Source organism: Dyella sp. SG609 (assembly GCF_012275375.1).
GTDB lineage: Bacteria > Pseudomonadota > Gammaproteobacteria > Xanthomonadales > Rhodanobacteraceae > Dyella_D > Dyella_D marensis.
The window spans coordinates 49,025-62,527 of the sequence record NZ_JAAZQJ010000001.1; the positions used below are offsets into that span (position 1 = coordinate 49,025).

Here is a 13,503-nt window from a genome sequence, read left to right on the forward strand (position 1 = left end):
GCAACTGCACCGCCGGCACGGTTGCTAGCCTGCCGGCCGACTCCAGCGAGGAGTCTGGCCTGGAATGCGGGAGCACACGATGGCGAACGATGCATACAACGAGTCGAAGCGGCTCATCATCAAGGCGACCTTGATCGCCGGTTTCCTGGACCTGGGTTCGGCCTTCGTCTATGCCATGCTCGAAGGCCGCCCGCCGCTCGGCGTGCTGTTCGCCATCGCCTCCGGCATCTGGCCCGGGGCGCGCAACGCGGGTCTGGCGGGCATGCTGGCGGGCGTGCTGCTGCATTTCGCCATCATGAGCGTGATGGTCTGGGTCTATGTGACGCTGGCGCGCCGGCGGGAGTGGGCCGTGCGGCATCCTTTCATCGCGGGCAGCCTCTATGGCCTGGGCCTGTGGTGCGTGATGTACCTGATCGTTCTGCCGCTGCGCTGGCCGGCGATCCTGCAGCGCGTGAGCATGGTCAGCCTGGGCGAACAATGGTTCAGCCATATCGTGCTGGTGGGTATTCCGATCGCGCTGCTGGCCGCGCGCGACAGGCAGCCGCTGCTGCGGAAGGTCGCCATGGCGATGGATGGTTGATACGGCGCGCGCGAGTCAGGCCTGGCCGCCGCGCCCCACGACGACCCGCACTTCCAGCCGCACGCCACCGTTGCTATAGAGCGGCTAGAACGCGCGAGGTGCGACGCATGGCGACCCCACACGGCTTTCGCATGGCACGGCGCGGCATCGAGCGTCTCGCGCCCGGCTATGCGCCGCCCCGGCACCAGCACTACGAAGCCTACGCCACCGTGCTGTTGCGCGGCCGCTTCGAGCAATCGGGCTACGCCGGGCGCATGCGCGTCGCGGCAGGCGACGTCCTGGTGCAGCCTACGCTCGATTGCCATGCCGACCGCATGCTCAGCGCCGGACTGACCGTGCTGCGCCTTGCCTGGCCGCGCGACGCGGGATGCGGCGGCGTCCATGCCGGCTGCGACGTGGACATGCTGGCGCGCCTGGCCGAGCGCGACGTGGTGGAAGCGGCCGTGGCCCTGCGCGAGCAGCTTGCGTACAGGCCCATGCGGCCAGCGCTGATGGAAGACCCCGCCGACGTCCTCGCCGCTGCCTTGATGCAAACCGATGCGCCGCAGATCAACGCATGGGCCGAGCACATGGGCCTTGCGCGCGAGACGGTGTCGCGCGGCTTCGCCCGCCTGTACGGCGTATCGCCCAGCGGCTTCCGCGCCGATGCGCGCGCACGCGCCGCATGGCTGCGCATCACCGGCGAATGCAAGCCGCTGGCGGAGATCGCCGCCGATTGCGGTTTTGCCGACCAGGCGCACATGACGCGTGCCATAACACGCCTGACCGGCGCCACGCCGACGGCCTGGCGCGCCAGGTCACATTCGTTCAAGACACGCGCGAACGGCGGCGCCAAGCTGCCGGAATGATCACTCTTCTGCTCGCTCTTGCCCTGGCCGGCCCCGCCGATGCTCCGCTCGAAACCACGCTGCGAGCGAAGGACCAGGCGCTGCTGGACGCCATCGCCCCCGGCGACCGTGCGCTGTGGGAACGCACGCTGGCGGACGACGCCATCTACGTCGACGAGAACGGCACGATCATGGACCGCCAGGCCTTCCTGACCTCGCTGGTGCCGCTGCCGCATGGTGTCAGCGGTTCCATTGCGATCACCGATTACCGCGTGCAACGGCATGGCGACAGCGCTTTCGTCATCCACCGGGACGAAGAGCGCGAGATGTTCCACGGCCAGGCGCTGCTGGCGCATTACCTGATGACCGAAACCTGGCGGCTCGAACGGAACGAGTGGAAGCTGGCTTCCGCGCACGTCTATGTGGTCAACGACGATCCACCGGCGATCGCGTTGCCGGCGGCAAAACTCGCCGAGTACACGGGCCGCTACCAGGCAGCGCCGGACCTGCGCTACGTGGTGCGTATCCAGGACGGCAAGCTGATGGGCGGCGCCGAAGGTGGACCGCTGCAGCCGCTGCTGGCCGAAGCCACCGATGTGTTGTTTCTCAAAGGGCAACCGCGCAAGCGCCTGGTATTCCAGCGCGATGGGCGCGGCGCCATCGCCGCCTTCGCCGCGCGGCGCGAAGGGCACGATGTGATCTGGACCCGGCTGCCTTAGCCCGGTGCTTCAGGAAATCCAGCGCGGCTTCCCATGGCGGGAAGCCGCGCTGCCGCTTAGAACGAGTACGCCACCGAAGCACCCACGCCCCAGTCCGGACTGCCGTCGGTGAAGCCCTTGCTGGCATACACCTGCGCCTTCCACTGGCTGGCGAACTTGTACGAGTAGTAGCCGGTCACTTCGCTACGCGAGAAGCTCGTGCTGGCGGCTTTCTCGCGGTAGTCGTAGTACGCGCCGATGCTGCTCTGGTTGTCGATCTTGTAGCCCAGGCCGACATTCGCACCGAACACGTTGTTCAGGCGGATGTACTCGGAGCTGCCCAGCCAGGTGTAGCTGGCGCCGCCGAACACGGTCCAGCGGCCGAAGCCCTTGTACAGATCCACCGCTGCCGTGTAGTCGTTCTTGCCGGTGCCCAGGCCCTTGTCTTCGTCAGCCGTGCCGAACTTCACCTTGCCGGTGACATCGATGCCGAAGTTGGCGGCATCGTTGCGGTAGGCCGAGTACGTGGCCGATGCAATGACATCGCCCAGGCCCGACGCCGAGCCCGTGGTGGTGGTGTCGGCGGTGGTCGTCGTGGTGCCGCCCGATTGCCCCTTGCCTTTGCCCTTGCCGCGGCCATTCGGATTGCCGTTCTTCACCGGGCCTACGCCCGGGATCACATTGTCCGGACCGGACACGCGGATGTATGGCACGACCAGCTTCAGCGACCAGTCGCCGGTGTCGTAGCCGAACGAAACCGGCACCTGGGTGATGTCGGTGGTTTCGGAAGTGCCGTACTTGCCGGAGGTGTAGTCGACGCCGGCGCCGATTTTCACGGTGGGCGCGTCTTCGGCGTGCGCCGCCTGGGCCATCAGGCCCAGCACGCCGAGGGCGGCGAGCGTGCTTGCATTCTTCAGCTTCATGTTCATTTCCTTGGGGCAGCAGCAAAAAGAAGGCCCTGCGCGGGCCTCCTCGTCTTGGCGTAGTTATCGGGCAGGCTCAGCGGCCGCCGTGTTCCGGCTTGTCGGGGCGCTCGGGCTTGTCCGGGCGATCGGCCTTGGCCGGGCGGTCGGGCTTGTCGGGACGATCGGCCTTCGCCACCTTGTCGGCTTTGTCAGCCTTGTCGGCCTTAGCGACCTTGTCCGCCTTCGGGCCGTGCTCGATGTCGGCGGTCGATGGCAGCGGGCCGTGCGCCTTGGCCTGGCCCATCACCTCGCCGACCTTGAAGCCGAGCGACTTGGCGATCTGTCCCCAGCCTTCGCCGGACGCACGCGCGGCGAGCACGCCGGACAACTGCACGGTGCCAGTGGAGGTGGTGATGGTGCCGCCGTTGAGCGCGGCTTGCAGATCGGCTGCCGTCGGATTGGCAATGCCGGCCTTGGTCAGTTCGGCCTGGGCCAGCGCCAGCGCGATATTGACGTTGCCCCAGCCCATCGGACCGGTGGCCGGCGTAAAGGTGGTCTGCACGGCCGGCGTGGTCGCCGTGGCCGGCGTCACCAGCACTACCGACGTGCCGCCGCGCAGGCCGGTGACCAGCGCGTTGGCGTTGCCGGCAGAGCCGGCGAAGCTGGTGTAGGACGTGCTGATGCGGGTGGATTCCACCGTGGTGGTGGTCGTGGTCGTCGTCGTCGTCGTCGGTGCGGCCGCCTGCGCGGTCGCGCCTCCGGCGACGCCGAGGCCGATGGCCGCACTCAATACGGAAAACGCGAGGAAATGTTTTTTCATGATTCGCCCTGGCAACGCATGTGGGTTTGATGGGTTCCCCGCGAGGTACCGCTGCAAACGCGGCCGATGCACTCCGCACCTTTCATGTGGCATCGCAGCAGCATTGCGTGCTCCATGGCCTCGGCGGCGGATACTGTCCGAGTGAAGGAAATAAAAAAAGAATGCGCGCGCATAAAGTTCAGCGATCTGACGGAAATGCTTCAGCTGCGAGTTAAACGTCGGATCACGATGTGTTTTCCATCACGGAAACAAGGGTTTTTCCTTGCATCAAGCTTTCTTCAGGGAAAGCGATTCAGTGTTTCGGATGGCTGATATCCGGCGCATATTTTTGCGTTGTGGCATGGCGCGAGCTAACGTGGCGCGCGGTCATCGAAGGCCATGCATGTCCCATCCACTTTTTCGGGGAAGCCAATATGAAGCGCTTTTTCTCTCTGGCCATCGCGGCGGTCCTGCTTGGCGGCAGCGCACTTGCTCTGGCGTCTCCGCAGGACGGTCATGGCCACGGTCGCGGTCATGGCAATGGCAATGGCAATGGCAATGGCAACGGCAACGGCAACGGTAACGGTAACGGCAACAGTCAGCAGTGGGACGACGATGGTCCCGGCCGCGGCCACAACCCCAAGAACGAGGGGCGCCATGACAACGGCAGGCATCTTGGCTGGTACAAGCGGGGCGAGCGCCTGCCGGATCGCTACTACAGCCGCACGTATTACATCACCGACTACGAGCGCTATCACCTGCGCCGCCCGGAACCTGGCTATCGCTGGGTACGCGCCGATGAAGGCCAGTTCTATCTGACGCTGATTTCCAGCGGCGTGGTGATCGATATCGCCACCGGGCTTTGATCCCGATCGGCGCGCCGCGGAGAGCTTGCTCCGGCGCGCCGCGCACCGCCCAAAAAAGTTTCTCCGGCGGTGTCGATTTTCGCGATACCCATTCGTCGTTTCCCTAAGAGGCCGATCCATTCGGCCCGAACCGGAGAACGGCGATGCGCGTGATGGTGCTGGTCAAGGCGACCGAAGACAGCGAGCAGGGCTTCAAGCCCACGGCCTGGAACATGCGGATGCTCGAGGCGATGGACCGCTACAACGATGAGCTGGCCAAGGCCGGCATCATGCTGTCCGGCGATGGCCTCAGGCCTTCCTCGGACGGCAAGCGCGTGGCCTTCGACGGCGCGGGCCGCCTGGTCATCGATGGGCCATTCGCCGAGACCAAGGAGCTGGTGGCCGGTTTCTGGCTATGGCAGGTGAAGGACATGGACGAAGCGGTGGCGTGGGTGAAGCGCTGCCCCAATCCGATGCCGGGGCCGAGCGAGATCGAGATCCGGCCCTTGTACGAGATGGACGATCTCGGCCTGGGTGCGGATGCCTGACATGTTCAGGTATGTGCCTATGGGTTGCGATCGCCCCGGGCCAAATCGGCATGGGGCGCGGTATCGCTGCAGCCATGTATGTACCGCTCTGAAACCGCGAGTGTGTGCCATTGCACGAAGCGCGATCGTATCGGCCCCATGCACACATAAATTTGCAAGGCGATGCAGATACTCGGTGGTTGCCACGCCCGGTGGCGATCATCGAGAGCTTTGCATGAATATCTGCAACCGTAATCCCGGCGCGCCGCGGGCTGGCGCCCGGCGCATCCGCCACGTGCTGGCCATCGGCGCCGCACTGGCCGCCGCGCCGTTGACCGCCGCCTTCGCGCAGAGCCAGCCTTTCGTCGCTGCCGGTTCGTCCAACCAGGTGGCGGTGGCGAAGGCCTTGCAATCGCTGCCCGCACGCAGCGCCTTGCGCACTTCGCTGCAAAGCCAATGGCCTGCCGATCCCGCCGCAGCCGGCGCTGCCTACGATCGCCTCTCCGGCGAGATCCACGCCGCGGTCGGCACGCAGATGATCGAGGACAGCCATTTCGCCCGGGACGCGGCTTTTGCACGGCTTTCCTGCGCGGCCGGCTGCGCCGACGGCAGCCATCTGTGGGCGCAGGCCGCCGGCGGCTGGAGCCACCAGGGCAACAACGGCAATGCCGGCGCCATCTCGCGCGACATGGGCGGCGTGATGGGCGGCGTCGATACGCTGATCTTCAACAACCGCTGGCGCGTCGGCCTGCTGTTCGGCTACGACCATGCGCGCATCGACGCCGACAGCCGCGACTCCACCGCCACCACGCACGACACCACCTACGGCGCGTATGCGGGCACGCAGTGGGGTGCGTTCACGCTCAAGCTGGGCGCGGCGTACGTGCGCCACGACATCGCCACCGACCGCTTCGTGCAGGTGCCCGGGCTCGCCGCGGCGCACCTCGGCACGGATTACTACGGCCATACCGCGCAGGTCTTCGGCGAACTCGGCTACGGCGTGCATTGGGGCGGCAGCACCTTGCAGCCGTATCTGCAGCTGGCCCAGGTGCGGCAGAACTTCGAGTCGTTCCGCGAATCCGGCGGCGCCGCGGCGCTGGCCGGCGGCAGCCACGACGCGGACGTGACGTACTCCACGCTCGGCGTGCATTTCGTGGCGGACAGTTTCCAGCTCGGCACGGTGGCGGTGAATGCACGTGCCGGCCTGGCCTGGCGCCACGCCACGGGCGATGTGGACGTCAACCACGCCTTGGTCTTCCGCGCGGGCGGCAGCGCGTATGACCTGCACGGGCTGGTGGTGAGCCGCAACGTCGGCGTGCTCGATGCCGGCCTGGATTTCACGCTGGCGCCGGACGCCGTGTTCTCGCTGAGCTATACCGGCCAGGCCGGCAGCCAGCGCCTGGTGGATCAGAACGTAACAGCAGCGATGTCGGTGCGCTTCTGAGGCGTGTGCCTAAGGGCGGTGGCCGGACGACCATCGCCCTTAGGCACCACGTGCAGGGGGCGCTCACTACAACCTTTGCACGGAGGAAGCCAACCATGAGCATCACCATTACCGCATTCGAGAAGTCGCCCGACGGCGGCAAGGGACTGGCGCGCGATACGCGTGTCCGCTGGGCGCTGGAGGAAGCGGGACTGCCGTACGAGGTGCGCCTGGTTTCACCGAAGGCGATGAAGGAGCCGGCGCATCTGCGGCTGCATCCGTTCGGCCAGATTCCCACCTATGAGGAAGACGGGCTGGCTTTGTTCGAAACCGGTTCGATCGTGTTCCATATCGCCGAGCACCATGCGCAGCTGCTGCCGCGCGATGCGCATGCGAGGGCGCGTGCGATCACCTGGATGTTCGCCGCGCTCAATTCGGTGGAGCCGCCGATCCTGGATCTGGTCACCGTCAGGATCATCGAAGGCGACAAGCCCTGGTCCAAGGAGCGCACGCCCCTGGTGCAGGAGCGCATCCGCCAGCGGCTGCATCAGCTGGCCGCCCGCCTGGGCGATGCGGAATGGCTCGATGGCGCATTCAGCGCGGGCGATCTGTTGATGGTGTCGGTGTTGTTGAGGCTGAGGCCGTCGGGGATGCTGGATGAGTTTGCGAGTCTGGCGGCCTATGTCGCGCAGGGCGAGGCACGGCCGGCGTATCAGCGGGCGTTCGCGGCGCAGTTGGCGATCAATGCGGCTTGAATCGTGGTGATCCGCCACTCTCCATACCGCCAACCTGGCGCAACGCGAGACAGCGTCGTTCCGGCCTGCGCCGGAATGATGGGCCAAGAGTTTTTCTCCGGCGGCCATCTAGCCGCCTGAAACCCCTGGGGCTTCCCACTCAACTTTTTGCGACGCAGCGTGACAGCTCGCCCGTTCAGCGCCTTAATTGGCGCCCGGGGATTTAGATCGATCCAAATAAAGCGTGATTCGGTTCATGCCGCGGAGACGACAGAACTGACGATTTTCCGGAGCCGTTAGTTTCAATCGATCCAATGACAGAGGAGGGCAGACGCGCATCCGCAGCACGTGATCGAACGGGGGATATCCGCGCCGATGCAAAACGGCGCGCACCATGTAGGGGAGAGCAATGACTTACCAGTCGCATGTGTTCACTCGCAAACCGCTGTACATCGCACTCGCTTTAGCCACTTTAGCCATGGGCAACGCACCCACGGCAGCCTTCGCCACACAGCCGGCCGCAGCTGCCGCGACGCCTGCCGCCACACCGGCGGCGCAACCGCAACAGGCCGCCGACGGCGCGCAATCCAGCAGTACCGACGAGAAGAAAACCGGCAAGGACAAGAATGGGGACAACCGCAACCCCACCACCTTGCAGACGGTCGTGGTCACCAGCTTCCGCCAGTCGGTCGACCAGAACATGCAGGACAAGCGTGATTCCAATTCCATCGTCGAAGTGATCAATGCGCAGAACATCGCGCAGTTCCCGGCCAAGAACATCGCCGATGCCCTGGCGCACGTACCCGGCGTGGTGATCAGCCGCGAGTCGGGCGAAGGCAAGACCGTCAGCATCCGCGGCCTCGCGCCCGAGCTGACGCTGACCCAGTTGAACGGCAACTACGTGGCGTCGGCCGACACCTCGGCGGGCCTCTCGCGTTCGTTCAACTACACCTTGTTCCCGGCCAACATGTTCGCGGACATCAAGCTCTACAAGAGCCTTGAAGCGCGCCTGGACGAAGGCGGCATCGGCGGCAACGTCGACCTGCGCACGCGCCGTCCGCTGGAGATGGCGGCGAACGAAGGCTTCATCTCCGGCACCGCCGCCAGCTCCGACACCAGCTCGAAGACGGAACCGCAGGTCTCCGCGCTGTGGTCGTGGAAGAACAAGGACGAAACCTTCGGCGTCCTCGTCGCGGGCTCCTACCAGAAGCGCCAGGCGACCACCTACGAAGCCGATGCCACCAGCTGGCACTGGTGGTCGGACAACTGCACGGACCACACCACCTGCACCCAGCCGCCGGTGAACGTCAACGGCAGGCCGTATCCGTCCGCGGTCAACAACAACATCGACCTGTGGGGCAATGGCGTCGTCGACCAGGCCGGGCACGTCTCCAACGGCTTCTGGATGCCGCAGCAGTTCGCCACCAGCCGCAACGACCTGACCCTGAAGACCAAGGGCGCCCAGGCCACGATGCAGTTCAAGCCGAGCGACCACTTCCTGCTGACCGGCAACTACTTCCGCTTCCAGCGCCAGCAGACGCAGATCACCAACACCCTGGAAATTCCCGAGTGGGGCCTGCCCAACAACAGCAACTACGCCGACCAGAACGGCCGCCTGCTCGCGCCCAACGGCCTGACCTTCGACAAGTCCGGCACGATCGTCACGGGGGCGAACTACGTGTTGCCGCCGGCGGGCGTCGGATGCAATGCCGCGGTGAACCCGGTCACCGGCGCCGCCCGCCAGGCGGTGGACGTGTGCTCGACGGAAATCCCGTGGCTCAACGGCAATTACTCCGTCGAGAAGGCCACCTCGCAGACTCTCAACCTGGAAGGCGAATGGGATAACGGCGGCAGCCTCAGCGGCTCGTTCAACGTCGGCCGGACCTGGGCCAAGGGCGGCCCCTCCATCGAACTGGGCATGGCGGCCAAGCCGCGCAATTTCGTGAACGGCCAGTGGGTGGACGGCAGCACCGGCGCGGCCTGGACCTTCAGCGGCAAGCCGGGCATCGTCGCCGACCAGTCGGTACTGCAGAACATGCTGGCCGGCGCGGGCCAGGTCGACCTGGGTTCGACCGGCTCCAACATGGTCAATACCCGCACCTCGCAGAACTTCGCGCAGGCGGACTTCACCTGGGCGTTCGAGTCGTCGTGGCTGCAGTCGCTGCAGTTCGGCGCCAAGTACAGCGATGCCAATGCCGAACAGCAGAGCAACGAGGTGCGCTGGTACTGCAAAGGCACCACCTCGCAGTTCCAGACCTGCGATCCGACCGCGGGCCAGCTGCCGGCGAGCTTCCTCCTGCCCAATTACCTCAACGGCGCGAACCATGCCTACGAGGACAGCATCTTCCCGGCGATCAATTTCCCGGCGTACTACAACCATCTCAATTCGACCTACGACCGGGTGATCTACAACAAGCCGCAGAACAAGTCGTCGATCGGCGAGAAGATCGCCGCCGCCTACGTGCAGGCGAACTTCGACACGGGCACCATCCGCGGCAACGTCGGCCTGCGCTTCGTCTCCACCAAGCAGGACCTCACGGTCGCCAACCAGGTCACCACCAACAACGCGGTGTACTACCACGATGCCGGCGGCAACATCCTGATCTGCCCGGCCTCGGGCATCAACGCGGGCGGCGGCAAGTGCGCGCCGGGCGACTTCCAGTACCTGCCGCGCGAAGTGGCGGTGGTGGAGAACTTCACCAACTCGACCACCAACAAGCGCTACAACAAGCTCCTGCCAAGCTTCAACGTCGCCTGGACCATTGCCGACCAGTTCGTCCTGCGCGCCGCCGGCTCGCAGGCGCTGGCACGCGCCAACTACACCGACCTGGCGCAGCTCGGCCAGCTCACCAACAACACGCAGGACTACTACAACGACCGCAAGCAATTCGGCGCGCCGCTGCCGGGCTGGTACGGCTCCGGCGCCAACGCCGAGCTGAAACCCTTCACCGCCACCCAGTTCGATCTCGCCGGCGAGTGGTACTACGCCCCCCACGGCGTGGTCGGCATCGACCTGTTCCAGAAGAAGGTGAAGAACTTCGTCGTCCCGGTCACCGTCAACAACATCGACGTGAACGTAGGCGGTACCCAGACCAACTTCCGCCAGTACAGCACCAATGCCAACGGCCGCTCCGGCACGTCGAAGGGCATCGAGCTTTACGCGCAGCACACCTGGGACTCGGGCTTCGGCTATATCGCCAACTACACGCTCAACAAGACCAACGAAACCGCGGTGACGCTGGGCGACACGCAGGTGGGCAAGGCGGAGCTGATCGGCAGCGCGAAGTACGCGGCGAATATCTCGCTGTTCTACGAAAAGCACGGCCTGCTGCTGCGCGCCAGCGAGAACTGGACGGGCCGCACCATGCAGGGCCTGGCCGCGGGCTTGCCGATCTATGCGCAGCCGTATCACCAGATCGATCTGAACGGCGACTACGAGATCAACAAGCACTTGATGGTCACCGCGTCGATCATCAACTTCAACAAGGCCACGCCGCACACCTACCTCGGTGGCGACACGCGCGCGCGCCTGGTCCAGTTGATGTATCCGGGCCGGCAGTACTACCTGGGCGTGACCTACAAGTTCGGTGGAGACAGCAACCGGTAAGCAGAAACGACGGGGCCGGGTGCATCACCCGGCCCCTGTTCTTTTCCAGAGGGAAAACCGCATGAATACCTCCATGGCACGCCTTCCCCATCGTGCCGTCGCGGCCGCGCTGTCGGCGCTCGCGGTGGTGACTTCAGCGATGGCCGCACCGGCGCAGGACTCCATGCATGCGGCTCCCGCCACGGCGCCGGCGGACATCGCCAATCCCCTGGTCGGCACCGCCCCGCTGGACCGGCAGGAACTGATCGGCAATGCGCCGCCTCCGGGCGAGCCGCTGTATTCCGGCATGACCTCGCCCGGCGCGAGTCTGCCGCAAAGCTCGACCGAAGCGGCGCCGGTCAATATCAATGTCGATCTCAGTTACCCGACCGGCGTGGCCACTTCGTACGGCTATGGACGCCCTACGATGATCGGCTTCACCGGCGGCGGCGGTTCGACCTATGGCGGGCGCGGCACGCCGATGGTCATGCCGGTGGTGGGCGACTGGACGGTGCCGCCGGATTACACGCCAGCGTATTACGACAAGGCCAGCGAGCGAGCGTCGCCCGGCTACTACGCGGTGGATCTGGCCAGCTTCCACACCAGGGCGGAGCTGACGGCGACGCAGCGGACCACGCTGATGCGCTTCACCTTCCCGGCGAGCCGCCGGTCCAACGTGGTGATCAATCTGCGCCGCGCTGGCGGCGAGGTGGAAGTGGTTGGCGACCGTACGATCCGCGGTGTCAGCACGGATGGCCGCGCGTCGCGCGACCCCAATGGCGCCTGGTTCGTGGCGGAGTTCTCGCGGCCGTTCGCGGCGTTCGGCAGCTTCCATGCAAACCGCGAGCACGAGGGTTACGGTATCGGTGGGCAGGATGTGGAAGCCGGCCGGCGCAAGATTTCCGGCAGCTATGCCGGCGCCTACGTCACGTTCGATACCCAGGCCGGCGAGCAGGTACTGGTAAAGATCGCGCATGGCCACAGCGCCGAGGAAGCCGAGCAGCGGTTGCGTGCCGAAGATCCTGCCTGGGATTTCGACGGGATCCATGCGCGGGCCCGTGCAGCCTGGGCGCAGCTGTTCGAGCGCGTCGAAGTCACCGGCGGCACGCCGAAGCAGCGCATGCTGTTCTATTCGACGCTGTACCACTCGTTTGCCAGCCCGCGCCTGGTGGCGCGCAAGGGCGAGCGCTTCATCGACAGCAAGGGCCAGGTGCAGGTCGCCGGCTACGACCGCTACGGCCCCGTGCCATTCTGGGATACGGGCCGCAACCAGATCGTGCTGCTGATGCTGCTGGAACCGAAGGTGGTGCAGGACATCATGCGTTCCGAGCTGGATATGGCGCGCGAGCGGGGCTACATGAACACCTCGTTCCATGGCGACCATGCGGTCTTTCTTTACGACGGCGCGTGGCAGCGCGGCATTCCGTTCGATTACGCTTCCGCCTATGCGTATCTGCGCAAGAACGCCACCGACCCGAACGGGCCGCGCGGTTATCTGGCCGAGTACATCAAGAATGGCTGGATCTCCGATATCGTTCCGCCGGGAAATCCCAGCCCGCCTTATGCCGGCGGCAAGGCCGGCGCGGCGACCACGCTGGAATACGCCTGGGACGACCATGCGCTGGCCGATGTCGCCAGGCGCCTGGGCAAGGCGGAAGACGCGCAGATGTTCATGCGCCGCGCCGCGAGCTATCGCAACGTATTCGATCCTTCGGTGGGTTTTGTTCGTGGACGCACCGAGGACGGCCAGTGGATTTCGCCATTCGATCCGGGCGAGCCGTACTACAACTTCATGATGAAGGAGGCGTCGGGTTGGTCCACGCTGTGGCTGGTGCCGCATGACGTGCAGGGCCTGATCGAACTGCTCGGCGGACGCGATGGATTCAATGCCAAGCTGGACGCATTCTTCTCCACGCCTTATCGGCCCAAGGGTATCTGCCGCGATTGCACCGGCCTGATCGGGCAATACGTGCAAGGCAACCAGCCGGATCAGCAGGCCGCCTATCTCTATGCGTGGAGCGGGCAGCCGTGGAAGACGCAGGCGCTGGTGCGCCGCATTCTCGAAGATCTCTATGGCAGCGACGCCAGTGGTTATGGCTATCCGGGCATGGACGACCAGGGTTCGACCTCGTCCTGGTATGCGCTGAGCGCGATGGGTTTCTATCCGGTCGATCCGGCGACTCCCGATTACATTATCGGCAGTCCGATTTTCGACCGGGTGCGTTTGCGCATGGGCAATGGCAAATCGTTCGAGATCGTCGCGCGCAATAACTCGGCGAAGAATATTTATATCCAGTCCGCGACGCTCAATGGCAAGCCATGGAACAAACCATGGTTCAGCCATGCCGACATCGCTGGCGGCGCGACGCTGGAACTCCAGATGGGGCCGGAGCCGAACAAGGCGTGGGGTGCGGATCCGGGCGATGCACCGGCGTCGATGACCGCCGCGCACTGAAGCCGGATTACTGGTTATTCGAATTCCAGGGAGGCAGCGCCAAGCTGCGACTAAGGCTTCGTGCATGTGCCCCTTCACTTTGATATGGGGCGCCTTCATTTGTCGCAGACGCGGCGTTCTGCCT

Annotated in this window: 11 protein-coding genes; 9 read left to right on the forward strand and 2 right to left on the reverse strand. The window is 65.3% G+C overall.

The window, feature by feature from the left end; all coding sequences use genetic code 11:
• Positions 1–79 precede the first annotated feature (79 nt).
• The 3 genes from FHW85_RS00260 (at position 80) to FHW85_RS00270 (ending at position 2,126) form a co-directional block, all read left to right on the forward strand.
• Entirely contained in the window at positions 80–580 is a 501-nt protein-coding gene (locus FHW85_RS00260) for a hypothetical protein (protein ID WP_168646930.1), read from the forward strand.
• A 107-nt stretch (positions 581–687) separates the two neighbouring features.
• Positions 688–1,428, forward strand: coding sequence for an AraC family transcriptional regulator (locus tag FHW85_RS00265; RefSeq protein WP_210427668.1), 741 nt, complete (start codon positions 688–690; stop codon positions 1,426–1,428).
• A complete protein-coding gene (locus FHW85_RS00270; RefSeq protein ID WP_168646931.1) occupies positions 1,425–2,126 on the forward strand; it encodes a DUF4440 domain-containing protein in 702 nt (233 codons plus the stop codon). The genes FHW85_RS00265 and FHW85_RS00270 overlap by 4 nt, the downstream gene beginning before the upstream one ends.
• Before the next feature lie 56 nt (positions 2,127–2,182).
• Here the strand turns inward: FHW85_RS00270 and FHW85_RS00275 are convergent, their stop codons facing one another.
• Both FHW85_RS00275 and FHW85_RS00280 read right to left on the reverse strand, forming a co-directional pair.
• Complete coding sequence (locus FHW85_RS00275; RefSeq protein ID WP_168646932.1) at positions 2,183–3,028, reverse strand: transporter; 846 nt, start codon at positions 3,026–3,028, stop codon at positions 2,183–2,185.
• A gap of 76 nt (positions 3,029–3,104) precedes the next feature.
• Positions 3,105–3,830, reverse strand: a complete 726-nt coding sequence (locus tag FHW85_RS00280) for a hypothetical protein (protein WP_168646933.1) — start codon at positions 3,828–3,830, stop codon at positions 3,105–3,107.
• A gap of 413 nt (positions 3,831–4,243) precedes the next feature.
• Here FHW85_RS00280 and FHW85_RS00285 point away from each other — a divergent pair, with 413 nt between their 5' ends.
• The 6 genes from FHW85_RS00285 to FHW85_RS00310 all read left to right on the forward strand — a co-directional run bounded on the left by FHW85_RS00285 (position 4,244) and on the right by FHW85_RS00310 (position 13,379).
• Positions 4,244–4,675 carry an RcnB family protein gene (locus tag FHW85_RS00285; protein ID WP_168646934.1) on the forward strand — a complete coding sequence of 144 codons (432 nt, stop codon included), beginning with the start codon at positions 4,244–4,246 and terminating at the stop codon, positions 4,673–4,675.
• A gap of 143 nt (positions 4,676–4,818) precedes the next feature.
• Complete coding sequence (locus tag FHW85_RS00290) at positions 4,819–5,202, forward strand: YciI family protein (RefSeq protein ID WP_168646935.1); 384 nt, start codon at positions 4,819–4,821, stop codon at positions 5,200–5,202.
• Between the two features lie 214 nt (positions 5,203–5,416).
• Positions 5,417–6,625, forward strand: coding sequence for an autotransporter domain-containing protein (locus tag FHW85_RS00295; RefSeq protein WP_168646936.1), 1,209 nt, complete (start codon positions 5,417–5,419; stop codon positions 6,623–6,625).
• A 95-nt stretch (positions 6,626–6,720) separates the two neighbouring features.
• Positions 6,721–7,359, forward strand: a complete 639-nt coding sequence (locus FHW85_RS00300) for a glutathione S-transferase family protein (RefSeq protein ID WP_168646937.1) — start codon at positions 6,721–6,723, stop codon at positions 7,357–7,359.
• A 457-nt stretch (positions 7,360–7,816) separates the two neighbouring features.
• Positions 7,817–10,945, forward strand: coding sequence for a TonB-dependent receptor (locus FHW85_RS00305; RefSeq protein ID WP_246866594.1), 3,129 nt, complete (start codon positions 7,817–7,819; stop codon positions 10,943–10,945).
• Between the two features lie 61 nt (positions 10,946–11,006).
• The gene (locus FHW85_RS00310; protein ID WP_246866595.1) at positions 11,007–13,379 is read left to right on the forward strand and encodes a GH92 family glycosyl hydrolase; all 2,373 of its coding nucleotides are present in this window, start codon (positions 11,007–11,009) and stop codon (positions 13,377–13,379) included.
• Positions 13,380–13,503 lie beyond the last annotated feature (124 nt).